Genomic DNA, 25,043 nt, shown 5'->3' on the forward strand with positions numbered 1-25,043 from the left:
TTAAGTGCGTCAATTCTACAGCAGCAAGGCAAAATAATGTCAACCGCAAATGTAATGAATTGCAAAGGTGTGTCGAACGCTGCACCAAGGGCAGGATGCTGCATGCGAATGTTTGGATGTGCGTTAAGGTTACCTGTCAGGCAGATGCTGATTTACCGGAGACACGCATGCTTCGCATTTTTGAACGCTGGCTAGACCCCTTCCCCCCTGACGAAGTACCGCCGCCGCCCGTTGGCCTGTTGCGCTTCATGTGGGCCTGCACCCGGGGCGCTCGCGGTTACATTCTTGCCTTGGCACTGCTCAGTGCCGGGGTGTCGATTTACGAAGCCTGGCTGTTTGCGTTCCTCGGCCAGGTGGTCGACCTGCTTTCGGCCTGGCAGGCCGGTGGCGCCGCCGCCAGCACACAGGAAAGCCACGTACTGTGGGGGATAGGCATCGTCCTGGTTACCAGCATCGGGCTAGTGGCGCTGCGCACCCTGGTGCAGCATCAGGTGCTGGCAATCAATTTGCCGCTGCGCCTGCGCTGGGACTTCCATCGCCTGATGCTGCGCCAGAGCCTGTCGTTCTTCTCCGACGAGTTTTCTGGCCGTGTTACCACCAAGGTGATGCAGACAGCGCTGGCGGTGCGCGAGGTATTATTCACGCTCATCGAGATCCTGCCCGGCATCGGCGTGTACTTCATTGCAATCATCGCCCTGGCCGGTGGCTTTGCCTTGAAACTGATGCTGCCGTTCATTGCCTGGCTCGTGCTGTTCGGGCTGGCCATGCTGTATTTCGTGCCACGCCTGGGCAAGGTCGGACAAGAACAGGCCAACGCACGGTCTTCGATGACCGGGCGCATTTCCGATGCCTACACCAACATCACCACGGTAAAGCTGTTCTCGCACTCCAAACGCGAGGCGCACTTTGCCCGCGCTGCCATGGAGGACTTCAAGCAAACCGGCTTTCGCCAGATGCGCCTGGTCAGCCAGTTCGAAATCGTCAACCAGGCACTGGTAGTGGGCTTGATCTTTGGTGCAGGCGGCTACGCGTTGTGGCTGTGGCACCAGGGCCAGGTCGGCACAGGGGCGGTCGCGGCCATTACCGCCATGGCCCTGCGTATCAACGGTATGTCGCACTGGATCATGTGGCAGATGACCTCGCTGTTCGAGAACATCGGCACCGTGCAGGACGGCATGGCCACCCTCACCCGCGGCCCCAAGGTACAGGATGCGCCGGGTGCCACCGAGCTGGTAACCGGCGGCGGCGCGGTGAGCTTCGACAAGGTCTGCTTCAACTACAACGGCGAGCGCCAGGTGCTCAACGACCTGAGCCTGCATATTCGCCCGGGCGAAAAGGTGGGGCTGGTCGGCCGTTCCGGCGCCGGCAAGTCCACCTTGATCAACCTGTTGTTGCGCTTCTACGACGTGGACAGTGGCGAAATCCGCATCGATGGGCAGAACGTCGCCAAGGTGACGCAAGACAGCCTGCGCAGCGCCATCGGCATGGTCACCCAGGACACCTCGCTGTTGCACCGCTCGATCCGTGACAACATCGCCTATGGGCGCCCGGACGCAACCGACGCGCAAATCCGCGCCGCTGCAGCCAATGCCCAGGCCGATGGTTTCATCAGCCAGCTCAGCGACCGCCAGGGCCACAACGGTTACGACACCTTGGTGGGCGAGCGCGGTATCAAGCTGTCTGGCGGCCAGCGCCAGCGCATCGCCATTGCCCGGGTAATGCTGAAGAACGCACCGATCCTGCTGCTGGACGAAGCCACCAGTGCGCTGGACTCGGAAGTGGAAGTGGCGATTCAGGAAAGCCTGGACGAAATGATGCAGGGCAAGACCGTCATCGCCATCGCCCACCGGTTGTCGACGATTGCCGCCATGGACCGGCTGATCGTGATGGATGAAGGGCGCATCATCGAGCAAGGTACCCACGCCGAGCTGTTGGCGAAGAACGGTACTTATGCCCGGCTGTGGCAGCACCAGAGTGGTGGGTTCCTGGGTGAAGACCAGGGCGTGGCCGAGGCGATTGAATAGGCTCACCTGAAGCTGGCGATGCGATGGATGGCACCGGCTACGCCGGTGTTCGCGGGCATGCCCGCTCCCCAATGGTCGCGCCAGCTTTTAGATGTTGTGCAAGGCAGTTGCCCCCACTGAGATCGCGCCTACCTGAATCTGGTACTTCAACCAAACACATGCGAGGGCCGGCGCAGCACCGGGTCGAAGGGGTTGATCCGTTCGCCAATCGCCGCCGCCTCGCGCTTGAGCAATGCCACCACGGTGGGCATGCGGTTGGGCCCCAGGCGGTCGCTGATGGTCGCCACGCTCAACGCTGCCACCGCATGGCCGTTCCGGTCCAGGATCGGCACTGCCAGGCCGGCCATGCCGTCGAGCACTCCGGTGTTGCGCCCGGCGTAGCCGAGGCTGCGCACGTTGTCGATTTCGGCACGCAGCAACACTTCGTCGTAATGGTGAAAGTCCTTCAACCGCGGCAGGTTGTAGCGGATCACCTCGTCCCGCTCCTCCTCTGGCAGGAAGGCCAGGATCGCCAGGCTGCCCTGCCCCACGCCCAACGCTACGCGGCCGCCGATGTCCCCGGTAAAGGTACGGATCGGGTACGGCCCTTCGCTGCGGTCCAGGCACACGGCATCGAACCCCGAACGCGCCAGCAGAAACAGCGAATCGCCCAGCGAAGCCGACAACCGCAGCAGGCTGGGGCGCACCACATCGCGCAGGTTGCCCGCCTGCCCGGCCTTGGCCGCCAGTGCGAAGAAATCCAGGCTCAGCCGATAACGCTTGCTGGTGGCGCACTGGTCGACCATGCCCTCCTCGATCAGGCTACGCAACAGCCGATGGGTGGTGGGCTGCGCCAGGCCAACCCGCAGCGCCAGCTGGCTGACCTTCTCGCCCTCCCCCCCGCAATGACCTAGCGCGCGCAGCACGGCGAACAAACGCGACACTGCACTTACGCCAACTTCCTTGGCGTGTTCATTTCGTTTACCGGAATCCATTTTTCGTTAAACCCTTGGAAATTTCATTGAGTGGAATAATTTCAAAATAGCTGTCACTCAGTGAAATTACTCTTTGTCGCCATCCTAATCATTGCCCTACTCTCCGGTCCATAGGGCGATATCACAACATCGGCCGCCGCCATAGAAGCGAGCGCCAACGTCCGTAAAAGCTTTGCTTTTCGCCGCTGGCGCTCTGCCCACCCTGAAACTGCCGGGTTACCCCGGTTCCGTTTGCGATGGAGCACAGCCATGACCTTTCTGTTGATCGACAAGCTTTGCAAGCGCTATGGCGCTACGGAGGCAGTGGCCAGTTCGTCACTGGCCATCGAAAAAGGCGAGTTTGTCTCCCTGCTCGGCCCTTCTGGCTGCGGCAAGACCACCACCCTGCAGATGATTGCTGGCTTCGTCGAGGTCACCAGTGGCCGCATCGTCCTCGACGGCCGCGACATCACCCACGCCAAGCCGGCCAGCCGGGGCCTGGGTGTGGTGTTCCAGAGCTACGCGCTGTTCCCGCACATGACCGTGCGCGACAACGTTGCCTTCGGCCTGCGCATGCGCAAGGTGGCCAACGCCGAGATCGCTCGGCGCGTCGACCAGGCGTTGGCGCTGGTACGCCTGGACAAGCACGCCGAACGCTACCCGCGTGAACTGTCCGGCGGCCAACGCCAGCGTGTAGCCCTGGCCCGCGCACTGGTGATCGAACCGCCGGTGCTGCTGCTGGACGAGCCGCTGTCAAACCTGGACGCGCACCTGCGCGAAGAGATGCAGTTCGAAATCTGCCGTATCCAGAACGAAGTCGGCATCACCACACTGATGGTCACCCACGACCAGGCCGAAGCCCTGTCGATCAGCGACCGGGTAGTGGTGATGGAAGCCGGTCGCATCACCCAGATCGATGACCCCTACCGTCTCTACGAGCACCCGGGCACGCCGTTCATTTCCGACTTTGTCGGCAAGGCAAACCGCCTGCATGGCGTCACCGGCCCCGGCGGGTTACCGCAGGCAGCCGCCCAGGGCCCGCTGACCCTCAGCCTGCGCCCGGAAAAGATCAGCCTGGGTGCAGCCGGCAGCGGCAAGCTGGCAGGCCGCGTCAGCTGCCGTTACTTCCTTGGCAGCCAGTGGCTGTACCGCGTTGACACCGCCTTGGGCAACCTGGCGGTGGTGCGCGCCAACGATGGCAGCGCGCCGCTGGACGAAGGTACCCCGGTCGGCCTGGACTGGAACGATGCCCTGCTGCGGGTGCTGAACACAGCCGAGGTGGCCGCATGAGTACGGCAAAACTGCGTAGCAACACCTGGGGCTACGGCCTGAGCAGCCCAGCCCTGCTGTTGTTCCTGGCGTTGCTGGTGATGCCGCTGGGGCTGACTGTGCTGTTGTCGTTCAACGCGTTCGACTACACCAGTGGTATCCAGGCCGGCCAGTACACTTTCAGCCATTACCTGAGCCTGGTGACCGACACCTATTACTACGAAATCTTTTTTCGCACCTTCTGGATCAGTGCCCTGGTCACCTTGTTGTGTGTGCTGATCGGCATCCCCGAAGCCATGGTCCTCAGCCGCATGGGCGCGCCGTGGCGCTCGATCTTCCTGATCCTGGTGCTGACCCCGCTGCTGATTTCGGTGGTGGTGCGCGCCTTCGGCTGGAGCCTGCTGCTGGGGTCCGACGGCCTGATCAACCAAGGCATCAGCGCCCTCGGCGGGCAGCCGGTGAAGCTGCTGTACACCCCGTTTGCGGTGATCATCGGCCTGGTCCACGTGATGCTGCCGTTCATGATCATTCCGGTGTGGACCTCGCTGCAAAAGCTCGACCCGGCCGCCGAGCAGGCCGCGCTGTCGCTGGGCGCCAGCCAGTGGACGGTATTCCGCCGGATCGTGCTGCCACAGATCATGCCCGGTGTGCTGTCGGGCACGCTGATCGTGTTCGGCCTGGCCGCCAGCTCGTTCGCCATCCCGGGCCTTCTGGGCGGGCGGCGGCTGAAGATGGTCGCCACCATGATCTACGACCAGTACCTGGCCGAACTGAACTGGCCCATGGGCGCCACCATCGCCGTCGCCCTGCTGCTGATCAACCTGCTGGTGATGCTCAGCTGGAACCGGCTGGTCGAACGCCGCTACAAACGTGCACTTGGAGTGTGAACCGATGACCCGTAACGGCCCGCTGGCCCTGTCCTTTCATGCCCTGGTGATGCTGTTCATGCTCGCCCCGCTGGGGGTTGTGTGCCTGGTGGCGTTCACCCCGGAAAACACCCTGAGCCTGCCCACTGCCGGCTTCTCGCTGCGCTGGTTCAGCGCTGTGTTCGAGCGTGCCGACTTCCTCGACGCGTTTTACAACAGCCTGAAACTCGCCGCCCTGGCGGCCTCGCTGGCCACCCTGATCGCCGTGCCGGCGGGCCTGGCGCTGACCCGCTACAGCTTCCCTGGCCAGGGCTTTGTCAACGGCCTGCTGCTGTCGCCGATAATCATCCCGCACCTGGTGCTGGGTGTGGCCTTGCTGAGGTTGTTCGCCCTGCTTGGTGTCAATGGCAGCTTCACCTGGCTGGTGTTCGCCCACGTGGTGGTCATTACTCCGTACGTGCTGCGCCTGGTACTGGCTGCCGCCATCGGCATCGACCGCAGCGCCGAACAGGCCGCGCAAAGCCTGGGCGCCGGGCGCATCACGCTGTTCTGCAAGGTCACCCTGCCAATGATTCTGCCCGGCGTGGCCGGTGGCTGGCTGCTGGCGTTCATCAACAGCTTCGACGAAGTGACCCTGTCGATCTTCGTCACCTCGCCTGCCACCCAGACCCTGCCGGTACGCATGTACGTATACGCCACCGAGTCCATCGACCCGATGATGGCCGCCGTCTCGGCGCTGGTGATTGCCGTCACCGCCCTGACCATGATCGCCCTGGACCGCGTGTATGGCCTGGACCGCGTGCTGGTGGGCAAGCAATGACAAGGAATGCCCCTATGCCGCTGTTCAAGCGCGTGGCCGAACACGACCGCGAACCGTTGCCCTTCCTGCTCGACGGCCAACCGGCTCAAGGCATGAACGGCGACACCCTGCTGACCGCCATCCTGACCAACGCCACCCACCTGCGCGGCAGCGACTTCAGCGCCGAACCGCGCGCCGGTTTCTGCCTGATGGGCGCCTGCCAGGACTGCTGGGTACGCCTGCAGGACGGCCGCCGGGTGCGCGCCTGCTCGACCTTTCTGGAACCGGGCCACTGTGTCACCCGCGAACCGGGGCGCCAGCCATGAGCGCAACCGTCATCATTGGTGCAGGCCCCGCCGGCATTCGCGCCGCGCAAACCCTCGTGGCCCATGGCGTGCGCCCAGTGCTGCTGGACGAAGCCAGCCGTGGCGGCGGGCAGATCTACCGCCAGCAGCCGGCCAACTTCCGCCGCTCGGCCAAAGCGTTGTACGGCTTCGAGGCGGACAAGGCCCGGGCCCTGCACAACACCCTTGAACAACTGCGCGAGCAGATCGACTACCGCCCGGAAACCTTGGTGTGGAATGCCGAGCAGCAGGTGCTGGACACCTTGCAGCAGGGCCGGTTGGCCGATCGCCTGGCATTCGATCGGGTGATCGTCGCCACTGGCGCTACCGACCGCGTGTTGCCGATCCCCGGCTGGACCTTGCCCGGGGTGTATACCTTGGGCGCCGCGCAGATCGCGCTGAAGTTTCAGGGCTGCGCCATCGGCGAGCGGGTGGTGCTGGCTGGCAGCGGGCCGCTGTTGTACCTGGTGGCCTACCAGTACGCCAAGGCCGGCGCCACTGTCAGCGCAGTGCTCGACACCTCGCCGTTCAGCGCCCAGGTACGCGCCCTGCCGCGCCTGTTGCTGCAGCCGGGCACCTTTGCCAAGGGCCTGTACTACCGCGCCTGGCTCACCCGCAAAGGCGTGCCGGTGCATGGGGGGTGACCCTGCTGGGCATCGAAGGCGAGCTACGCGCCAGCGCCGTACGCTGGTCGCGCAATGGCCAGCAACACAGCTTGGCGTGCGACGCCGTGGCATTCGCCCACGCCCTGCGCAGCGAAACCCAGCTGGCGGACCTGCTGGGCTGCCAGTTTGCCTGGAACAGCCTCAACCGCGCCTGGCTACCGGTACGTGACGCCCAAGGCCGCGCCAGCAGCCCCGGTGTGTACCTGGCTGGCGACGGCGCCGGCATCCTCGGTGCCGACGGCGCCGAAATGACCGGTGAACTCGCCGCCCTGACGCTGCTGGCCGACCTCGGCAAACCTGGCAACCCGCAACGCCAGCAACAGCTGGCAAAACGCCTGGCTACCCTGCAGCGCTTTCGCCAGGGCCTGGAACAGGCCTTTCCGTTCCCCGAGCAGTGGGCGCGGCAGGCCCCGGACCCGTTGACCGTGTGCCGCTGTGAACAGGTCAGCGCTGGCGAAATCCGCGCCACCGTGCGCGCCGGGCACTGGGAAATCAACCGGGTCAAAGCCATGTGCCGGGTCGGCATGGGCCGTTGTCAGGGCCGTGTGTGCGGGGCCGCCGCCGCCGAACTGATTGCCTGCGAAAGCGGTCGGCCCATTGACCAGGTCGGGCGCCTGCGTGGCCAGGCACCGGTCAAGCCCCTGCCCTTTGGCCTGGAGATCAAGCCATGAAGCGGATCGAGGTGGACGCCATTGTCGTCGGCGGTGGCATCGTCGGCAGCAGCGCTGCATTGACCCTGGCCCGCGGTGGCAAACAGGTGGCGCTGCTGGAACGTGACTTCTGTGGCTCGCATTCCAGCGGGGTGAACTATGGCGGGGTCCGTCGCCAAGGCCGCTCGCTGGCCCAGCTGCCATTGTCGATGCGTGCCCATGCCATCTGGGGGCAGTTGCGCGAGTGGATCGGCATCGACGGCGAGTACACCCGCAGCGGCCACCTGAAGCTGGCACGCAGCCAAACCGACTTCGACGCCTTGAAGGCCTATGCCCGTCGGACCCAGGCCTTTGACCTGCGCCTGCAACTGCTGGAGCACCGCGAACTGCGCCAGCGCTTTCCTTGGGTGGGCGATATCGCCGTCGGCGCGTCATATTGCCCCGAGGACGGCCATGCCAACCCGCGCCTGGTGTCACCCGCCTTCGCCCAGGCGGCCCGGCACAGCGGCGCCCAGTTGCACGAACAATGCAAAGTGCTGGAGGTAGACCACGACGGCCAGCGCTTCACCGTGCGCACCAGCACAGGCCAGTGCTTCAGGGCACCCTGGTTGCTGAACTGCGCCGGTGCCTGGTCGGCGCAACTGGCCGAGTACTTCGGCGAAGCGGTGCCGCTGACGGCGGCCCACCCGGCCATGCTGGTCACCGAACCACTGCCGCTGTTCATGACTGCCAGCACCGGGGTCGAAGGCGGCGGTATCTACGCCCGCCAGGTGGCGCGCGGCAACTGCGTACTGGGCGGTGGACGCGGCTTTGCCCTGACCCCGACCACCGCCCGCCCGGGGCAAGCCGCAGTGCTCGACATCCTGCATAACGCCACCGAGCTGTACCCGGCATTGGCCGGCGCCCAGGCGATTCGCACCTGGAGCGGCACCGAAGGCTACCTGCCCGATGACGAACCCGTGATCGGCCCCAGCCTGCGCCGACCCGGCCTGCTGCATGGCTTCGGCTTTGCCGGCGCCGGTTTTCAGATTGGCCCGGCAGCCGGGGAAGCCCTGGCGCAATGCGTCCTTATTGGCGCGCCGGCCATCAGCCTGGCGGCCTTCTCCATCAACCGTTTTCAGCCCAGCCACCACTACAAGGAAAACCTGTCATGACGCACAAGCAACGTTTGCTCGCGCTGTTCTGCACCGTACCTGGCCTGTTCGCCTGCCTGCCCGCCATGGCGCAACCCACGCTGTACCTGGGCATGAATGGCGGCACCATGGAGCGGCTGTTCAGCGACAACATCCTGCCCCCGTTCGAGAAGGCCAACGGGGTGAAAGTGGTGATCGTCCCCGGCACTTCGGCCGACATCCTGGCCAAGGTCCAGGCCACGCCGAACAAGCCGTCGATCCACGTGATGGTGCTGGATGACGGCATCATGTACCGCGCCATCGGCATGGGCCTGTGCAGCACGCTCAAGCCCAACCCGACGCTGGCCCAGCTGCCGGAAAAGGCCCTGATCAAGGACAAGGCCGCCGCCGTCAGCCTGGGGGTGACCGGGCTTGCCTACAACAGCCGCCTGTTCAAGGAAAAAGGCTGGGCAACACCCACCTCCTGGAACGACCTGGCCGACCCGCGCTTCAAGGACAAAGTGGTGTTCCAGTCGATGGCGTCATCCACCTTCGGCTTGCACGGTTTCCTGATGTACAACCGCCTGCACGGTGGCAGCGATACCGACGTCAACCCGGGCTTCACGGCCTGGAAGAAGAACGTTGGCCCGAACGTGCTGGAGTACATCCCAAACTCGGCCAAGCTTTCGGAAATGGTGCAAACCGATGAGGCCGCGTTGTTCCCGCTCACCCCTACCCAGGTGACGGCGCTGAAGCTCAAGGGCATCCCGGTGGAATACGCCGCGCCCAAGGAAGGCGCCGTGGTGCTCAACCAGGCCGAATGCGTCACCGCCAACAACGACCAGCCGGAGCTGGCGCAAAAGCTTGCCCAGTTCCTGCTCAGCCCTGAGGCGCAAGCACCGGCACTGGAGCTGGGTGACCAGATCCCGTCCAACCCCAATACCCCGACCAGCGACAAGACCCGTGGCCAGGTCGAGGCCATGCAGACCTACCTGCAAACTGCCGTGACCATCGACTGGGACCAGGTCAACACCCAGCGCCCGGAATGGAACGCCCGCTGGAATCGCCAGATCGAGCGATAGGCCGAGGCCCCCTGGCCCGCTGCCGGCGCCCCAGGTGCCGGCCAGCGGGCACCGCAACCCCGCCTGCATGGCGCCTCAATCCAGCACTGGCCGCAACAGCGCCTGCGCCTCGTACAGTGGCGGCAAATAACGCATGCGGATTTCATCAACACTCAACCGCGAGGCATGAGTCGTGATGGTCAGCGTCGCTTTCAACTGCCCGGCACGGTCCAGCAACGGTACACCCAGCACCCGCATACCGATTTCATATTCCTGATCAACAATACAGAAGCCCTGCCCCTTCACCCGGTGCAATTCCGCCTCCAGCTGTGCCCGGTCTGTGAGCGTGTAGGGCGTCAACACCCGCAACGGGTTGCGTGCAAAGTACTCACCTCGCTCCCCCTCACCCAGCCAGGCCAGCCAGATCCGCCCGCCGGCCGTGCAATACATTGGCACCCGCGAACCGGGCCTGATCGACAACGACGCCACATGGCTATACCGGCTGCGCACCAGGTGGATGATCTCGTCACCATCGCGGGTACCCACCGACACATGCTCCTGGGTCTGGCGCGCCACCTGCTCGACAATCGGCCGCAGCATGCGCGGCAGTTGCGCCGAGTCCACGTACGCCTGGCCAATACGTAAAGCCTTGGGCGTCAGCCAGTACTCGCGGCTGTCAGTTTCGGCAAAGCCCTCGTGCACCAAAGTCAGCAAAAAACGCCGTGCGGCACTCGGCGTAAGGCCAGACAACCTGGCCGCCTGCGGCACGCTCAGGCGCGGTTGCTCAGCGCTGAACAATTGCATCAGGGCCAGGCCTTTCTGCAACCCGGCGATCAAGTCGCGGGGGTGGATCGTGTTCATCTTTACGACTCGCAAGTGAAAAAAAACAGCCGATTACTGCGATAACCGGATCATGATTGCGATTATCGCATCAAAAGCTCGATCAACGCATTGTTGCTCTTGCGCCGCTGCATCACGCTTGCCTCCACAACAACATCAATAAGGAGGTCAGCATGATTCGTGGTTCCACTGAACTGGTTGCCATCGTCGGTTCGCCCATTGCCCAGGTGAAGTCCCCCGAGAACTTCAACACCTGGTTCGCCAACAACAACTGCAACGTCGCCATGCTGCCCATCGACCTGCACGAAGCCGAGCTGGGCAGTTTTGCCGACAGCCTGCGCGGCTGGCAGAACCTGCGCGGGTGCGTGGTCACCGTGCCGTACAAACAGGCCCTGGCCAGCCGCCTGGACGGTTTGAGCGAACGTGCGGCTGCCTTGGGTTCGGTCAATGTAATACGCCGCGAGCGCGACGGGCGCCTGCTGGGTGACAACGTAGACGGCGCCGGCTTCCTCGGTGCTGCGCGCAAGCACGGCTTTGACCCGGCGGGCAAACGGGCGCTGGTGATCGGTTGCGGCGGTGTTGGCAGCGCCATCAGCTACGCACTGGGCGAGGCAGGTATCGTCAGCATTACCCTCAGCGACCCCAGCACAGCGCGCATGGGCGCTGTGTGCGAACTGCTCGGCAATGCCTTCCCGGGGCTTTCGGTCAGCACGCAGTTAAGTGGGCTGGAAGACTTCGATCTGGTGGCCAACGCCTCCCCGGTCGGCATGGGCACAGGCGCAGAACTGCCGTTGTCCGCTGCCCTGCTGGCCACGTTGCAGCCAGACACCCTGGTCGCCGACGTGGTCACTTCGCCCGAAATCACCCCGCTGCTGAACCGCGCCCGGCAAGTAGGCTGCGCGATCCAGACCGGCCCGGAAATGGCCTTCGCCCAACTCGGCCACCTTGGCGCCTTCATGGGCGTGACGCCGCAGGAGATCTGAGGCCATGGCGACTCTTGAACACATACAACACAGCTTTGACCTGGTGGTATTGGGCAGCGGCGCCGGTGGTTTTGCCGCTGCCGCCACGGCGGCTCGCCGCGGGCTGAAGGTGCTGGTAGTGGAAAAGGCCGAACGTTTTGGCGGCACCTCGGCGATATCCGGCGGCGCGGTGTGGCTGTATGGCACCGATCAAGCTCGCGCCGCGGGGGCCAAGGATTCACCCGAGGCCATGCGCACCTACCTCAAACATGTGATCGGCGACGGCTACGACCCAGCCCTCGCGGACGCCTTCATCGAACATGGCCACCAGGCACTGCGTTGGCTGGAACAGCACACCGAGCTGCGCTACGCCCTTCGACCGCACTCCCCGGATTATTACCCCGACGCCCCTGGCGCCACCCAGTTTGGTCGGGCGCTGGAAATGGTCGAGTACGACGGCAAGCACCTCGGCCCACGCTTCAAGGACCTGCAAATGCCACCGCCTGGCATGCTGTTGTTCGGCGGCATGATGGTCAACCGCGTGGATATCCAGCATTTCCTCAGCATTCGCCGCTCGCCCAGGTCGTTGTGGCATTGCCTGAAACTGATGGCACGTTACGCACGGGACCGCCTGCAGCACCCGCGTGGCACCCGGTTGACTACCGGCAACGCACTGATCGCCCGCCTGGCCACCAGTGCCTTTGCCCATGGCACACAGCTGTGGCTGCGCAGCGAGGCCCTGGAACTGATCGTTGAACAGGGCGCGGTCACGGGCGTGGTGGTACAGCACGAGGGGCGCCGTGAACGGGTACTGGCCCGCGGCGGTGTGGTGTGCGCCATGGGCGGGTTCGCGGCGGGCGCACTCGCCGCTGGCTACCGGCCAGCCCAGCAAACACCGCACCTGACCATGTCACCCGCTGCCAACGACGGCGCTGCCCTGCGCCTTGGCCGGGCTGTTTCGGCAGCGCAGGGCGAGGGCCTGGCGGCCAACTTCTTCTGGGCGCCGGTTTCCGAACTGCGCCACGCCAGTGGCGAGCGTGAGCGCTTCCCGCATCTGGTTACAGACCGCGCCAAACCCGGCGTGATCGCGGTGAACCCGGCCGGGCGGCGCTTTGTGAACGAATCCGACTCCTACCACCACTTCGTGCAGACCATGTTCGCCAACGGCCTTTCCAGCTGCTGGCTGGTCTGCGACGCCGAGGCCATGAACCGCTATGGCCTGGGCCTGGCGCGGCCAAAGCCGGTGAACAACCAGGCGCTGATCGACGCCGGTTACCTGTATCAGGCGGCAACACCGCAAGCCTTGGCCAAGGCCATCGGAGTCGACCCGCAGGTATTCGTGCACACCCTGGAGCAATTCAACGCCGACGCCTGCAACGGCATCGACCGCGCGTTCGGCAAAGGCGGCAACAGCTACAACCGCTACATGGGCGACCCGCAGCACACCCCCAACCCATGCCTGGCGCCGCTTGCCAGCGGGCCGTACTACGCCATCCGTATCCACACCGGCGACCTCGGTTCGGCCTGCGGCCTGGTGACCGACGCCCAGGCCAACGTGCTGAACCGCGACGGCCAGCCAATTGCCGGGCTTTATGCGGTCGGCAACGACATGAACTCACTGATGAAAGGCACCTACCCCGGCCCCGGCATCACCCTGGGCCCCGCCCTCACCTTCGGCTGGCTCGCTGCCAACCACATCACCGCGCGCCTGCAGGCGCCGGCCACCCAAACGGAGACCCCGGCATGTACTACGAACTGAGAACCTACACCCTCGACCCACTGAAAATGGCCGACTGGCTGGCCCTGTACCAAAGCCATGCGCTGGAAGTGCAAAGCGAGCACCTGGGTAACCTGGTGGGCTTTTTCACCAGCGAGTTCGGCGACGTCAACCAGGTGGTGCACATCTGGGGCTATGCCAGCCTCGACGAGCGCATCGCTCGCCGCGCCGCGATGGCAGCCGACCCGCGCTGGGCGGAATTCTCCCGGCGCAACCGCGAACTGGCGGCAGTAGTACGCCTGCAATCGCGGCTGATGCGGCCCACCGGATTTTCGCCGCTGCAGTAAACCGTAAGCCATCTCCTGCCAACGCCTGAGCGGAACCCTTGCATGCAACCCCTCGAATGCGACGTACTCGTTATCGGTTCCGGTGCCTCTGGCCTGGCGGCCGCCGTTACCGCCGCGCATCACGGCCTGCACGTGATCGTTGCGGAAAAAGCCCGCCAGCTGGGCGGCACCAGCGCCTGGTCGGGGGGCTGGCTGTGGGTTCCGCGCAACCCGCTGGCCGTTGCCGAAGGCATCGTCGAAAACGACGATGCCCCAGAACGCTACCTGCGTGCGCAAACCCATACGCACGAGCTGGACCCACGCCAGCGTGCGTTCCTGCGCTACGGCCCCGAAATGGTGGCGTTTTTCCAACAGCACACCGCTGTACAGTTTCAATCCGGTAGCCGCATGCCTGACATGCGCGAAGGTGACGGCAGCGCAAACGGCGGCCGTTCGCTGTGCGCATTGCCCTACGACGGCCGCCTGCTCGGGCCTTGGCTGCACAAGCTGCGCCCGCCGCTGGACATCGTCAGCCTGGCCGGCATGGGCATTGCCGGCGGCGCCGACATGGCCGCCTTTTTCAATGCCACACACTCGCCCAAGGCAGCGTTGCATGTAGGTAAACGCCTGCTGCGCCACGGGCGCGACCTGCTGCTGCACCGACGCGGCCAGCAACTGGTCAACGGCAACGCACTGGTGGCACGCCTGCTGCGCAGCGCCCTGGACCTGGGTGTGACGCTGCTGACCGACAAGCCGGCCAGCCGCCTGTTGGGGGAAGGCCGGGTCAGCGGCGCGCTGTTTGCCGATGGCCAGGCGATTCAAGCACGCCGGGGTGTGGTGCTGGCCTGTGGCGGCTTCCCGCACGACCGCAAGCGCATCGCTCAATTGATGGCGCATGCGCCGGATGGCACCCGGCATTACTCTGCAGCGCCCAAAGAAAACAGCGGCGACGGCCTGCGCCTGGGTGAACAGGCCGGTGGCCTGGTAAGTACCAAGCTGGCGCAATCCGGTGCCTGGGCACCGGTTTCGCGGGTACCACGCAAAGATGGTACCTTCGGCCATTTCCCGCACCTGATCGACCGCGCCAAACCCGGCTTCATCGCCGTGCGCCGCGATGGCCGGCGCTTCGTCAACGAAGCCGATTGCTACCATGACTTCATGAACGCACTGTTCGCTGCCACGCCGCAAGGCGAGCCACCTGAGGCCTGGCTGATCTGCGACCACCCCGCGCAACGCCGCTACGGCATCGGCTGGGCCAAGCCGTTTCCCTTCCCCACCCGCTTTTACCAACGCTGTGGCTACCTGCACAGCGGCGCTACGCTGGCACAGTTGGCGAAGTGCTGCGGGATCGATGCCGCGCAGTTGCAACGCACTGTGGACGGTTTCAACCACGCTGCGGCACAGGGTGAAGACCCGACCTTCCAGCGCGGCGCATCGGCCTACAACAGGGCCCAGGGTGACCCGCAGCAGGCACCCAACCCGTCGCTTCGGCCGTTGCTGGAGGGGCCGTTTTATGCGGTTAAACTGCTGCCAGGCAGCCTTGGCACCTTCGCTGGCCTGGGCACCGACGCCTCGGCCCGGGTGCTGGACCACGCGGGGCAGCCGATACCCGGGCTGTTTGCGGTGGGTAACGACATGCACAGCGTGATGGGCGGGTATTACCCGAGTGGTGGTATTACCCTTGGCCCGGGGATGACCTTTGGGTATCTGGCCGGTAAAGCGTTAAGTGGCCTGCGTTCACAGTGAACACCGCAAGGGCTGATTTTCATAAAGGCTGCCCATGCGCCTGCTCTACCTGAGCCACCTTGGGCGGCTGTTGCAACAACCCTCGCGGCAACCGGAAGCTTTTGAACGGTTGCTGGGTGATGGGATTGAAGGCTTTTTCAGCATTCAGTCGATAGCGCATCACGCCATCACCGGTCCGGAAGCTCAGGTCTACGCTGGTTGGCGTCCGCCCATTGAGTGAGCCGCGGCTGAGCAAGCGGAACATCGACCATGGCCCGCGGTACTCCAGGCTGCTGCTGTTACCGTTCTGCCTCAGCAAGGTAAGGTTGCTGCGCACCTGCTGCCCCAAAGTATTGGGCCAGACGATCCCGGTGATCTGACTTGGCCCATGGGTGTAGGAAATCAGCTGACCATCGAGGTCCAGCAGACTGGTGCGCTGGTTAGCGCTGAGCCCCAACGGCTCGATGCTGAACTGCACACTCAACTTGCCGCGCTGGTCAAAGAAGGTTTCGCGGATGCGATCCGCCAGCTCGAGTTGCTCGATCACGTCGGCGCGAATCAAGGATTGCCCGTGCTGAGCAGACTGCAAGGCCTCAAGGTTCTCCTTCAGGAAGACCTCCAGGTACTGATCATGAAACTGCTGCAGCCTCCCTTTCGGCCCGAAGAACGCCTCGAAGTCATCCAGTGAAGCATCGGGTGCCTTCACCATAAAGGGGTAGCGGCCTGCCAGACGTTGCTGGAAGAAACTGTACACTTCAGCATCCCAACGCCGCTCCAGTTCGCGCAGTGCTTCAACGTTCAGCACCTGGGCGGTCTGGTCGGCGAGCTTTCGGACCTGGTGGTTGATGGGCTCCGGCAAGCCTGTGGCAATACGTTGAAGGGTGCCTATCGGGTCATGCCCGGTCATCGCAAAGCGCTGATGCACAGCTTGCAGTGCGGCCTTGCCGCGGTCCGGGCTGTCCTGTACGGCCTTGGCGTAGTCCAGCAGGGCCGCAACAGCGCCAAGGGTTTCATCGTAGTAGCTCGGCTTTTCTCCTGTCGCCTGCAGCATCGCGCCCAAGCCTGCAAACGCCCGCTGGATGGCCAACGCTTGCTGTTGCTCGTGTTTGCCCGTTGCTGAGGGCAGCGTATTCAGTTCACCCGTTACTTCAACACCAGCCGGTGAAGCGAGTGAGGTGTTATCCCTGACCGTATCCAGCAGCCGCTGTAAAGGTGCTGCTGGGCCGGTCAACTGCTGCAGGACCGTGACACCATGGTCCAGATCACGGAAGTCGGCGACGGTGAATGCATTCAAGGCGCGTCGCCAGCTGTCAATGTAATCGGCGCTGTAGAGGTTATGCAGCCGTTCGGTCAACGCATTGCGGTCGACGTCCGAATAGTCGAGTTGGCTGCGCTCGCCCAAGGCCCACTGATCGACCATCGCCATTTCAGCGAACCGCTGGCTGCGCGGCTCGAAGTATTCCCTGAAGCCTTTGGCGGTAAGCATGGCGGCCAGCAGTACCTCCTTCTCCCCTTGACTGGCCCCGGAAGACGGCTGGTACACCACATCGAACGCAGGCCCTACCTGGTGGCGCAGGTCCAGACCGCTGTGCAACTGCTCTTGCGCCTGTTGCTTCAGCACTGCATAGACCCGCTGTGGCAACGGCAATTTGCGCAACGCCTGCTGCACTTCGCTGACACGCTGACGGTACTGCGGCAAATCCGTGTCTGCATAGGCCAAGGCGTACTTCAAATGCTGCATGAGGTCACGCTGCAGTTGCCCTTGCCCAGGAAATGCCCGTTGCCAATGACGGGCCATCCAGTCCTCGACCCATTCGGGCCGGCGGCTGTCGCGATCCTCGATCATCCGGTAAACCCTGAGCGCGGCCATTTGCTGCTCGCTGCCAGAGGGCGCTGCGTTCATGGCATCGATCACACCACTGGCCAACGCCGGCAAGAAACGCCTGGACAACAAGCTCAGGTACGCCTCATCAACCAGGGGGCCAATGTTGCGCCCTTGATACAGACCAAAATCGGCAACACCCAGCCACGCCGCGCGATAGTCGCCAAACACCGCCACCGCATCGCGAATCTGGTCCAGTGGCTCCAGCAGGTTGCGCCCGGTCGGATCAAGCCGCAGATCGACTTCGTGACGGCTGTACTCCTGGCTTTTGGCGAACACACTGGCAGCCTTGGAGCTATTGATATCGAAGTAGCGCTGCCAGCTGGCGATGGCGATACTGAACGCCAGGAGGCCTACGCCAGAACCAATCCACAGCAATTGGCGCTTGCTGCGCGCTACCCGGACGTTGTCGCCCGCCAGGCCGGCCTCCTGGTAGATAACCCGCCTGAATGCTTGCTGGATGAAGTAGACCAACGCCTTGCCCTGCGCCTTGCCCTCACGCAGGGGAAGTTTCGTCTTGTAGGGCTGCCCTGCGCATGTTCATAGGCCACCTGTTCCAGGTAGTAGGTGGGCAATGGCGAATCGGTGCCGTGCAAGCCCAGAAACGTGGCAACGACGCGGTAGCGTTCTTGCTCAGCGGGTATCCTCTGGGCTTTGTACACGTCTGACACCGGGAAGCTCAGCCGTGGGTCGCAGGCCAGGCGCACCCGCCGCCGGGTGACTTCGTCCGGCCAACGTGGTTCGAGGTCATCGCCATGCAGCCCGTGCAGCCGCTCCAGCAACTGGAAGAAGTTGTACTGATGCGCCTCCGAGAGCAGCTTGTCGGCTAGATCAGCGGTTGCTTGCCGGTCTGTATTGGCCATGTGTAGTGCTCGTTATTGGTGGTGTTGATCACTTCCAGCTGATGGAAGGAGTTGATGCTGGCGTACAGGGCGAAGAAGTGGGCGAGCACGCAGCTGAACAGGTACAAGTCGCCCTCGCAGAGGAAGGCGGGCTGCAGCACGCCTCGATCGACTGGGTCTACATCGAAGAAGCGTCCCGTCAGTACCTGAGCCAGCAATGCAAGCATTTGCGAATTGTTGCGCACCTGAGTGCCGCATGGCTGCGTAGCGGCTGCTGGGAGCGTTGGGGATTCAGCCTGGCGCTGTTGGCCGGCATGATCGAGTGCTACTGGGAACCTGCTCACCCCAAGCCGGGGCCGAAAGGCTTTCTGGGCAAGCGCAAGCTGGTTGGCCTGGTAGTCAGCCGCTTGGTCGAGGCGCTACCGCGTCTTGACCGTTTCACCTTTAGTCCTACTCATGCAGCGGCGGCGCAGGCGGCGTTCAATCACCTGCAGCAACAGGGCGCGGCACAGCTGGAGGCAGCTGCTCTCGACGAATTCGGCCGGCTCTTTGTTCGGCGCCAGCGACAACGTCATCGAAGGATTGGCGGGTCGCTTCCCGGCCATGGCCGACATCACCGACCTTACCGCCCAGGCGGTCAATACCGTAGCGCTCAAGCGCCTGCGTGGCCAGACGCGGTGGGCTGCCAGTCATGGCCTGCGTCAGCAGGTGCTGTTGGCGGCACGGGAGGCGAATGCCGAGAAGGCGTTGGGGCTGTTGGCAGCGCGCTATCGAATCACCGAACAGACCATCACGGACAATCCATTTAGCCAGGAGGCACAGAAGTATTTGAAGAGCGGTATGGCGCAGGTTGAGGAAATGAAACAACTGCGCATCTCGGGTAGCCGGACAATATCGATAGAACTGACCACCACTGCGCGAGTGAATGCGAGGGCGTAACCGGTGCTGAATGATGAACCGCCGTATTCGGTGCGCTTGAAAATACCACCTCCGGTGTTGCTCCACTCAAAGACTAATACCTTGCTCAAGCGTCGGTAGTAGATTTTTTGAGTTGAGCGATTGAGGCAGAAACTTGATAAGTGTTTAATGAAATATATTCGGTAAATTAGAAATGGAAGGAAAATGAAAGGGCCTGTTGCCGTTCCAATGAGCAAGATTGGGCTGAAAGTGTATGGTTCCCAAGCTTCGTTGGATAGCAAATCAGGGTAGAGGAAAATTATCAATACTATTATCAATGCGCAGTACAGTTTTCCCATGAATACGGAATCTGTCACCCATGGGTTTCGCAGGCATAAAGTGTCTCCGGATAAGCTTAGAAGCTGTCCGCCAATGGCCGGCTTAGTTCGGGAGTCTGAGGTTGGGCTAAATATCCAGGTGGTTGTCATGATCAGCGCTCCAGACGAAAGATTGTATGGGTCTCATTGTCTTTGTCTAACCCTTGATTGGCGCTGTAAGCGAGATGCAGTGAGATGTTATTTTGGTTGGCTAGCGTGTTCTCGAAAGACATAACTAGGCCAGCACCTACAGAGATGCGTGCGCTGCAGGCAGGGCCGGAGGTGGCATTGCTGACGGAGGCGTTAGTCATGCGCGCTTCCTTTTGCCCGAATACACGCCAGCACCCAAACGAGATCATTCCCCTAACTCTAAACCTGTCAGTCACGTGATTAGGCCGTCTTTCGGCCCAATCACCCAACAAGCGCTCACAGGCAGTTTAACCAACGGTAATTCCCTGATACCAATAGTTCCTCCGGCGTCAGAATATCCTTACACAAAGCTCATAAAACTAAACAACTCCACGAATCACAAAGCCATGGTGGTTAACCAAGAAAAATCCTTCAAATTATTTCGCCGCTTGCATTTCCGTTCGGCAACCCTTAACACTAACCCCATCAGTCGATGGAGATTAACCATGTCCCGCCTCGCCGAGTTCCGCGCCCTCGAACGACTACTCGCGACTAAAAAGTCCGAACTCTCATTCATACAAATCGACCCGCGCCTCATCCGCGAATTCGAGTTCGAAAGCAAACTCCACAACCTGCTTGCCGAATATCAGTTCAATCTCTCGAACATACTGGCCATCATCGAGAGTGAAATCGCAACCCAGGGTTACGGTGTCTATCAACAACCGCCCCCGGTCGTATCGCCCGCACGTTACAGGGCTCGGCAAAGCAAATACTACATAAACCCTCATACCGGGGAGGAAGTAGAAGCAAAAAGCACCCTGCACAAAACCGTAAGGTTGTGGATAAAGCAGTACGGCCGTGCCGAGGTCGAAAGCTGGGCAACTGCATGGTCGGTGTGCACGCACAAACCTGGCCTGTAGCCATTGCTGTGCAGCACAGCCTGCCCTTCCCTGCCTGGCCTGCGCCCATCAAGCAACAAGGGTGAAAGCCTTCTAACCTTTAATGACGTGAATCCCTGCCGCGCCCACAGGGCAACGCAACCGTTCGGTAACCGAACAGTAGCCCGTCTCTCGAATTGACGCTGCCGTCTTCACTGCGCACCATGCACCGGCCTTGCGTGCCCCCTGCCTGGGACTTGGTCACGCACCTGTAGTACCGCAGCTGAATACAATTTCAAGAAACGAGCAGTTTATGAACCACACCAAGACCACCCCCGCCGCGCCCCGGATGCACCAGGGTTCGATTGGCGACAAGCTTCGTGGCGCCTTCGGCGTCGGCAAGACCCGTTGGGGCATGCTTGCCCTGGTGTTCTTCGCCACCACCCTGAACTACATCGACCGAGCCGCCCTTGGCATCATGCAGCCCGTGCTGGCCAAGGAGATGAGCTGGACGGCGATGGACTACGCCAACATCAACTTCTGGTTTCAGGTCGGCTATGCCATCGGCTTTCTGCTGCAGGGCAGGCTGATCGACAAGGTTGGGGTAAAACGCGCCTTCTTCTTCGCCGTACTGCTGTGGAGCCTGGCCACTGGCGCCCATGGCCTGGCCACTTCGGCAGCCGGCTTCATGGTCTGCCGTTTCATCCTGGGCCTGACCGAGGCCGCCAACTACCCGGCCTGCGTGAAGACCGTGCGGCTGTGGTTCCCGGCGGGTGAACGGGCCATCGCTACCGGCCTGTTCAACGCCGGCACCAACGTCGGCGCCATGGTCACCCCGGCCCTGCTGCCGCTGATCCTCGCCGTGTGGGGCTGGCAGGCCGCGTTCATCGCCATGGGCAGCCTGGGCCTGGTGTGGGTGGTGTTGTGGGTGTTGAAGTACTACAACCCTGAAGACCACCCCAGCGTGCGCCAGAGCGAGGTGCAGTACATCCAGCAGGACGATGAACCCGAGCCTGCCCGCGTGCCGTTCAGCCGTATCCTGCGCCTGCGTGGCACCTGGGCGTTTGCGGTGGCCTATGCGATCACCGCGCCGGTGTTCTGGTTCTACCTGTACTGGCTGCCGCCGTTTCTGAACCAGCAATACAGCCTGGGCATCAACGTGACCCAGATGGGCATCCCGCTGATCATCATCTGGCTGACGGCGGACTTTGGCAGCATCGGCGGCGGCATCCTGTCGTCCTGGCTGATCGGCCGTGGCGTGCGGGCCACCACCGCACGGCTGGTGTCGATGCTGATCTTTGCCTGCACCATGGTCAGCGTCGTCTTTGCCGCCAACGCCAGTGGCCTGTGGGTCGCAGTGGCCGCCATCTCGCTGGCGGTCGGCGCGCATCAGGCGTGGACAGCGAATATCTGGAGCCTGGTGATGGACTACACGCCCAAGCACCTGGTGAGCACGGTGTTCGGCTTCGGCAGCATGTGCGCGGCGATTGGCGGGATGTTCATGACGCAGATCGTCGGCAGCGTGCTGACCGCCACCAACAACAACTATGCCGTGTTGTTCACGATGATTCCGGCCATGTATTTCCTGGCGCTGGTGTGGATGTACTTCATGGCACCACGCAAGGTCGAGAGCGCCTGAGGGCGCTAGCCACTTACCTCTACGGGGCCCTTGCGGGCCCTTTTTTTGGTCTGATGATCAGACCGTGAAAGCGCGTTTTCTGTGGGGCAGCGTTGACTGCAAGGGAATCACAAGTCCTGTAGGAGCAGCCTTGCGCTGCGAAGAGGCCATTGCAGCCGAGGATAATCTTTAGCCTTACCGGCCTCTTCGCAGCACAAGGCTGCTCCTACAGGGGTGAAGCGGGAGACTGCGTGATGGTTCCGAAATCAGACAATGGCCAGCACCGCCATGGCCTTCTCCAGCGCCATGCGCGCGCGCTGTTCGCCGCTGACGCCTTGCTCCAGCAGCTGCCGTGTGGGGATTTCCAGGCTCAGCGGCACGGTGGGCGGCAGGCCGCGCAGCAGGCTGACCAGGTCGGCATCGCCGTCACCGGGGAAGCGCCGCTCGTTTCGCGCCTGCCGCAGGATCTCGTCCATGTCGGCGGGTACCGGGCCGGCGACGTCGCACAGCTGGGCGTAGCGCATGCGCTGCGGCGCCAGTTGTGCCAGGTCGTCCAGCGAAGACCGGGAACGATTGAAGTGGAAGGCATCCACCAGTACGCAGCCATTGCTGCGGTCGGCGTTGGCCACCACCCGCATGGCCCGGCTCAGGTCGCGCACATCGGTCCAGGGCATGAACTCCAGATGCGGGTAAATGCCATACCCCGCTGCCAGGTCACACAACGCGGCGAAGCGCTCGGTCAGACGGGCTTCATCCGGGTCGTTGCCGGCCACCAGCAGCTCTGTGCCACCTAGCTCGGCGCCTACCGCCAGAATCGGTTCGAAATCGGCCACGCAGGTTTCGGGCTTCAGGCGCAGTATTTCCAGGTCGAGCACCTTGATACCGGTGTCGCGCAGGCGCGCCTGGGTTTGCCGGCGCAGGTCGGCGTCGGCCACAAGCGGGAAGTGCTGCTCCTGTTCGGTGGCCGGCACCAGGCGCAGGCCAACGTGGCTGTAACCGGCGCGGGCAGCTGCCTCAACCATGTCCGGCGGGGACAGTTCGAGCACCGTCAGGGCGGCGAGGGAGAAAATTCGATCAGTCATTGTTAGTCACCAAAAATAACTCAAGGTCGGCTTAGGCAATCTGCTCGGGGGCACAGGCCCGGCCGCTTTGCGCCGCCTGGCGGATGGCTTCGATCAGCGCCAGCGTGCGGCCACCGTCGGCAGCGTCGATCAGTGGCGCCTGCTCACCGCGGGCAACCCGCACGAAATGCTGCAACTGCAGGGTCAATGCCTCGCCATCAGGAATGGTTTCTTCGCTCTGCAGCAGCGGCGTGTGCCAGCCAGACCCCGCCTCGGCGTAGTGCCAGCGCTTGAGCTGGGGAATACTCAGCGCCCCTTGGGTGCCAGCCAGCAGGTAGCAAGGCTGGCCATCCTGGCGCGGGTAGATCGGGCTTTCGCCGGAGTCCAGCTCCCAGCTCCACGGCGCGGCCACCGCGTCGGAGCCGGTCAGGCTGCCCAATGCGCCGTTGGCGAACTGCAACAGCACCGCGGCGCTGTCTTCATTGGCAAAACCGCGTACATCGTTGCGGGTGAACGCCTGCACCTGCACCACCTCGCCGCAAAGATGCCGCAGCAGGTCGAGGTCGTGGATCAGGTTGGTCAGCAAGAAGCCGGCCCCTGGCTCGCGACGCCATGGGGTGTCGAAGTAGCTGTCTGGCTTTTGCAGTTGCCACAGTGCGGTGACATTGATCAGCCGGCCCAGCTTGCCGTCGGCAATCACCTGGTGCGCCTTGGCGATCAGTGGATTGTGCCGCCGGTGATGGCCGACCAGCACTGGCACACCCCGGCTGCGCGAGCCCTCTACCAATGCACGAACTTCATCCAGGTGCACGCCCACCGGCTTCTCGACCAGCACTGGCACGCCGGCCTCGATGCAATCCAGCGCGGTAGCCACATGCAGGTTGTTCGGGTTGGCAACGATCACCGCCTCGGGGCGCACACGCTCCAGCATCTGCCGGTGGTCGGCAAAACAGGGCACGCCGCACTCGGCGGCAAAGGCCTCGGCCTGCGGGCCCGGGTCGGCCACCGCGCACAATTGGGCTTGCGGCACGTTACGCAGGTGCTGATAGTGCTGGCGGCCCATGATGCCGGCGCCAATCAAGGCAATACGAAGGGGTGCATTCAACAGCCTGTCCTCTTGTCGTTGTTTTTTGGCAGATTCTGAAACCGAATTCCAGAATCAACACTCGACAATTTAGAACCAAGTTCAGCTTTTCAGAAGAACTGTTAGAACAGACTGTGCGGTAATCGACCAGTAATGTGCCTTCAGGCAAACAATTCGCTTGCCCGGCTGGCTGCAGACAGCTCCTGCGCCGCCGCCAGCAACAGCGGCGCCAGCTCTGCCAGGCGGCTTTGCGCCATCCGTGCGCTAGGCCCGGCGATGCTCAATACGCCAATCACCTCGTCCGTTTGCGGGCGACGCACCACCGCCGCCAGGGCCGAGGTACCGATGGCCGAGGTTTCCTCCACCCAGGCATACCCCTGCTCGCGGGCACGGTGCAGGTAGGCAAGCAGTTCCTCAGTGGAACGTGGTGCGTTGGGGCCGAACTGCGCAGGGTCGGCAATGCCCTGGCGCAACACCATCTGCAGCGCCTGTTCATCGTCCAGGCTGGCCAGCCAGGCATGCCCGGAGGCGGTGTAGAACAGTGGAGCATCGCGGCCCATGTCGGGGTCGTAGCGCAGCCCGGAGCGGGCGCCCTGGGACTTGGCGATCCAGGTCTGGCGGGTACCGTCGATCACGCCAAGGCGCACCAGCTCGCCGCTGTCCTGGGCCAGGCGGTCGAGAATCGGCTGGATGATGTCGGCACCGTTGCTGGACAGGTAACGAAAGCCCAGGGCCACCAGCTTGGCCGACAGCTGGTAGCGGCTGTTGTCGCGGTTCTGCCGCACGTAGCCTAGCCGCACCAGCTCGGTGAGCATGCGGTGGGCCGCGCTTTTGGGGATGTCCAGGCGCTCGGCCAGGGTTTGCAAGGGCAGCCCCTGGGGTTCGCCGGTAAGGCTCTCTACAAGACTGAAGGCGCGTTCGATCTGACTACCAGCCATGACACAGTTCCCTGATTTTTTTGC

General features: G+C 63.2%; 19 protein-coding genes and 7 pseudogenes. 16 read left to right on the forward strand and 10 right to left on the reverse strand.

The genetic code is table 11. The annotated features are described in order from the left end of the window. The first annotated feature begins 167 nt into the window (after positions 1-167). On the forward strand, positions 168-2,024 hold the full coding sequence (locus PP4_RS16240; protein ID WP_016500282.1) for an ABC transporter ATP-binding protein: 1,857 nt from the start codon (positions 168-170) through the stop codon (positions 2,022-2,024). 146 nt (positions 2,025-2,170) lie between these two features. On the opposite strand, the gene PP4_RS16245 is transcribed toward PP4_RS16240, so the two are convergent. Next, entirely contained in the window at positions 2,171-2,998 is an 828-nt protein-coding gene (locus tag PP4_RS16245) for an IclR family transcriptional regulator (RefSeq protein ID WP_016500283.1), read from the reverse strand. Between the two features lie 249 nt (positions 2,999-3,247). Between PP4_RS16245 and PP4_RS16250 the strand changes: the two genes are divergently transcribed. The 7 genes and pseudogenes from PP4_RS16250 to PP4_RS16280 all read left to right on the forward strand — a co-directional run bounded on the left by PP4_RS16250 (position 3,248) and on the right by PP4_RS16280 (position 9,764). Further along, positions 3,248-4,267: an ABC transporter ATP-binding protein gene (locus PP4_RS16250; RefSeq protein WP_016500284.1), complete on the forward strand. Its 1,020-nt coding sequence runs from the start codon at positions 3,248-3,250 to the stop codon at positions 4,265-4,267. After that, positions 4,264-5,133, forward strand: a complete 870-nt coding sequence (locus tag PP4_RS16255) for an ABC transporter permease (protein WP_016500285.1) — start codon at positions 4,264-4,266, stop codon at positions 5,131-5,133. The genes PP4_RS16250 and PP4_RS16255 overlap by 4 nt, the downstream gene beginning before the upstream one ends. Positions 5,134-5,137: 4 nt before the next feature. Beyond that, positions 5,138-5,932 carry an ABC transporter permease gene (locus PP4_RS16260; RefSeq protein ID WP_016500286.1) on the forward strand — a complete coding sequence of 265 codons (795 nt, stop codon included), beginning with the start codon at positions 5,138-5,140 and terminating at the stop codon, positions 5,930-5,932. A 14-nt stretch (positions 5,933-5,946) separates the two neighbouring features. Beyond that, positions 5,947-6,237, forward strand: a complete 291-nt coding sequence (locus PP4_RS16265) for a (2Fe-2S)-binding protein (protein ID WP_016500287.1) — start codon at positions 5,947-5,949, stop codon at positions 6,235-6,237. Next, positions 6,234-7,591, forward strand: a pseudogene (locus PP4_RS16270) (FAD-dependent oxidoreductase). The gene PP4_RS16265 and the pseudogene PP4_RS16270 overlap by 4 nt, the downstream one beginning before the upstream one ends. Then, positions 7,588-8,724: an NAD(P)/FAD-dependent oxidoreductase gene (locus PP4_RS16275; protein ID WP_016500290.1), complete on the forward strand. Its 1,137-nt coding sequence runs from the start codon at positions 7,588-7,590 to the stop codon at positions 8,722-8,724. The pseudogene PP4_RS16270 and the gene PP4_RS16275 overlap by 4 nt, the downstream one beginning before the upstream one ends. Then, positions 8,721-9,764: an ABC transporter substrate-binding protein gene (locus tag PP4_RS16280; protein WP_016500291.1), complete on the forward strand. Its 1,044-nt coding sequence runs from the start codon at positions 8,721-8,723 to the stop codon at positions 9,762-9,764. The genes PP4_RS16275 and PP4_RS16280 overlap by 4 nt, the downstream gene beginning before the upstream one ends. Positions 9,765-9,839: 75 nt before the next feature. On the opposite strand, the gene PP4_RS16285 is transcribed toward PP4_RS16280, so the two are convergent. Next, on the reverse strand, positions 9,840-10,604 hold the full coding sequence (locus PP4_RS16285; protein WP_016500292.1) for an IclR family transcriptional regulator: 765 nt from the start codon (positions 10,602-10,604) through the stop codon (positions 9,840-9,842). 152 nt (positions 10,605-10,756) lie between these two features. Here PP4_RS16285 and PP4_RS16290 point away from each other — a divergent pair, with 152 nt between their 5' ends. Genes PP4_RS16290 through PP4_RS16305 form a run of 4 tightly spaced genes read left to right on the forward strand, consistent with a single transcriptional unit; the run spans position 10,757 to position 15,334 of the window. Next, a complete protein-coding gene (locus PP4_RS16290) occupies positions 10,757-11,566 on the forward strand; it encodes a shikimate dehydrogenase family protein (protein ID WP_016500293.1) in 810 nt (269 codons plus the stop codon). 4 nt (positions 11,567-11,570) lie between these two features. Continuing rightward, positions 11,571-13,304, forward strand: coding sequence for an FAD-dependent oxidoreductase (locus PP4_RS16295; RefSeq protein WP_016500294.1), 1,734 nt, complete (start codon positions 11,571-11,573; stop codon positions 13,302-13,304). Then, entirely contained in the window at positions 13,289-13,609 is a 321-nt protein-coding gene (locus PP4_RS16300) for an NIPSNAP family protein (RefSeq protein WP_016500295.1), read from the forward strand. The genes PP4_RS16295 and PP4_RS16300 overlap by 16 nt, the downstream gene beginning before the upstream one ends. 42 nt (positions 13,610-13,651) lie before the next feature. Next, entirely contained in the window at positions 13,652-15,334 is a 1,683-nt protein-coding gene (locus PP4_RS16305) for an FAD-dependent oxidoreductase (protein WP_016500296.1), read from the forward strand. A 19-nt stretch (positions 15,335-15,353) separates the two neighbouring features. Here the strand turns inward: PP4_RS16305 and tssM are convergent. The 3 pseudogenes from tssM to PP4_RS29585 form a co-directional block, all read right to left on the reverse strand. Continuing rightward, positions 15,354-17,729: pseudogene (gene tssM / locus PP4_RS16310) on the reverse strand (type VI secretion system membrane subunit TssM); the annotation flags it as partial. Beyond that, a pseudogene (locus PP4_RS28085) lies at positions 17,702-18,058 on the reverse strand (type VI secretion system baseplate subunit TssG); the annotation flags it as partial. The pseudogenes PP4_RS28085 and tssM, both read right to left, overlap by 28 nt. After that, a pseudogene (locus tag PP4_RS29585) lies at positions 18,022-18,192 on the reverse strand (type VI secretion system baseplate subunit TssF); the annotation flags it as partial. The pseudogenes PP4_RS29585 and PP4_RS28085, both read right to left, overlap by 37 nt. Between PP4_RS29585 and PP4_RS28090 the strand changes: the two are divergent. Continuing rightward, positions 18,181-18,585: pseudogene (locus PP4_RS28090) on the forward strand (type VI secretion system ImpA family N-terminal domain-containing protein); the annotation flags it as partial. The pseudogenes PP4_RS29585 and PP4_RS28090 sit on opposite strands and share 12 nt — an antisense overlap. Beyond that, positions 18,572-18,961 (forward strand): annotated as a pseudogene (locus tag PP4_RS16320) (T6SS effector BTH_I2691 family protein); the annotation flags it as partial. The pseudogenes PP4_RS28090 and PP4_RS16320, both read left to right, overlap by 14 nt. On the opposite strand, the pseudogene PP4_RS29865 reads toward PP4_RS16320, so the two are convergent. After that, positions 18,961-19,422: pseudogene (locus tag PP4_RS29865) on the reverse strand (hypothetical protein); the annotation flags it as partial. The pseudogenes PP4_RS16320 and PP4_RS29865 overlap by 1 nt on opposite strands. Before the next feature lie 2 nt (positions 19,423-19,424). Continuing rightward, positions 19,425-19,622, reverse strand: coding sequence for a hypothetical protein (locus tag PP4_RS16325; RefSeq protein ID WP_016500302.1), 198 nt, complete (start codon positions 19,620-19,622; stop codon positions 19,425-19,427). 324 nt (positions 19,623-19,946) lie between these two features. Here PP4_RS16325 and PP4_RS16330 point away from each other — a divergent pair, with 324 nt between their 5' ends. Together PP4_RS16330 and PP4_RS16335 are read left to right on the forward strand one after the other, a co-directional pair. Then, the gene (locus tag PP4_RS16330) at positions 19,947-20,360 is read left to right on the forward strand and encodes a histone-like nucleoid-structuring protein, MvaT/MvaU family (protein ID WP_016500303.1); all 414 of its coding nucleotides are present in this window, start codon (positions 19,947-19,949) and stop codon (positions 20,358-20,360) included. Between the two features lie 307 nt (positions 20,361-20,667). After that, positions 20,668-21,957 (forward strand): MFS transporter, encoded by a 1,290-nt coding sequence (locus PP4_RS16335; protein ID WP_370453635.1) that lies wholly within the window; start codon positions 20,668-20,670, stop codon positions 21,955-21,957. 245 nt (positions 21,958-22,202) lie between these two features. On the opposite strand, the gene PP4_RS16340 is transcribed toward PP4_RS16335, so the two are convergent. The 3 genes from PP4_RS16340 to PP4_RS16350 form a co-directional block, all read right to left on the reverse strand. Further along, complete coding sequence (locus PP4_RS16340) at positions 22,203-23,018, reverse strand: sugar phosphate isomerase/epimerase family protein (protein WP_016500305.1); 816 nt, start codon at positions 23,016-23,018, stop codon at positions 22,203-22,205. A gap of 31 nt (positions 23,019-23,049) precedes the next feature. Continuing rightward, a complete protein-coding gene (locus tag PP4_RS16345) occupies positions 23,050-24,102 on the reverse strand; it encodes a Gfo/Idh/MocA family protein (RefSeq protein WP_016500306.1) in 1,053 nt (350 codons plus the stop codon). A gap of 140 nt (positions 24,103-24,242) precedes the next feature. Further along, a complete protein-coding gene (locus PP4_RS16350) occupies positions 24,243-25,019 on the reverse strand; it encodes an IclR family transcriptional regulator (RefSeq protein ID WP_016500307.1) in 777 nt (258 codons plus the stop codon). Between the last annotated feature and the right edge of the window lie 24 nt (positions 25,020-25,043).

Source organism: Pseudomonas putida NBRC 14164 (assembly GCF_000412675.1).
In the GTDB taxonomy this organism is placed as follows: Bacteria; Pseudomonadota; Gammaproteobacteria; order Pseudomonadales; family Pseudomonadaceae; genus Aquipseudomonas; species Aquipseudomonas putida.

Excerpts from the sequence above, each read along its gene's own strand:
- PP4_RS16295 (WP_016500294.1), top strand. The coding sequence starts at position 11,571 with ATGGCGACTCTTGAACACATACAACACAGCTTTGACCTGGTGGTATTG.
- PP4_RS16255 (WP_016500285.1), top strand. The coding sequence starts at position 4,264 with ATGAGTACGGCAAAACTGCGTAGCAACACCTGGGGCTACGGCCTGAGC.
- PP4_RS16335 (WP_370453635.1), top strand. The coding sequence starts at position 20,668 with ATGCACCAGGGTTCGATTGGCGACAAGCTTCGTGGCGCCTTCGGCGTC.
- PP4_RS16285 (WP_016500292.1), bottom strand. The coding sequence starts at position 10,604 with ATGAACACGATCCACCCCCGCGACTTGATCGCCGGGTTGCAGAAAGGC.
- PP4_RS16300 (WP_016500295.1), top strand. The coding sequence starts at position 13,289 with ATGTACTACGAACTGAGAACCTACACCCTCGACCCACTGAAAATGGCC.
- PP4_RS16280 (WP_016500291.1), top strand. The coding sequence starts at position 8,721 with ATGACGCACAAGCAACGTTTGCTCGCGCTGTTCTGCACCGTACCTGGC.
- PP4_RS16245 (WP_016500283.1), bottom strand. The coding sequence starts at position 2,998 with ATGGATTCCGGTAAACGAAATGAACACGCCAAGGAAGTTGGCGTAAGT.
- PP4_RS16250 (WP_016500284.1), top strand. The coding sequence starts at position 3,248 with ATGACCTTTCTGTTGATCGACAAGCTTTGCAAGCGCTATGGCGCTACG.
- PP4_RS16305 (WP_016500296.1), top strand. The coding sequence starts at position 13,652 with ATGCAACCCCTCGAATGCGACGTACTCGTTATCGGTTCCGGTGCCTCT.
- PP4_RS16260 (WP_016500286.1), top strand. The coding sequence starts at position 5,138 with ATGACCCGTAACGGCCCGCTGGCCCTGTCCTTTCATGCCCTGGTGATG.
- PP4_RS16290 (WP_016500293.1), top strand. The coding sequence starts at position 10,757 with ATGATTCGTGGTTCCACTGAACTGGTTGCCATCGTCGGTTCGCCCATT.
- PP4_RS16240 (WP_016500282.1), top strand. The coding sequence starts at position 168 with ATGCTTCGCATTTTTGAACGCTGGCTAGACCCCTTCCCCCCTGACGAA.
- PP4_RS16325 (WP_016500302.1), bottom strand. The coding sequence starts at position 19,622 with ATGACTAACGCCTCCGTCAGCAATGCCACCTCCGGCCCTGCCTGCAGC.
- PP4_RS16330 (WP_016500303.1), top strand. The coding sequence starts at position 19,947 with ATGTCCCGCCTCGCCGAGTTCCGCGCCCTCGAACGACTACTCGCGACT.
- PP4_RS16265 (WP_016500287.1), top strand. The coding sequence starts at position 5,947 with ATGCCGCTGTTCAAGCGCGTGGCCGAACACGACCGCGAACCGTTGCCC.
- PP4_RS16340 (WP_016500305.1), bottom strand. The coding sequence starts at position 23,018 with ATGACTGATCGAATTTTCTCCCTCGCCGCCCTGACGGTGCTCGAACTG.
- PP4_RS16275 (WP_016500290.1), top strand. The coding sequence starts at position 7,588 with ATGAAGCGGATCGAGGTGGACGCCATTGTCGTCGGCGGTGGCATCGTC.
- PP4_RS16350 (WP_016500307.1), bottom strand. The coding sequence starts at position 25,019 with ATGGCTGGTAGTCAGATCGAACGCGCCTTCAGTCTTGTAGAGAGCCTT.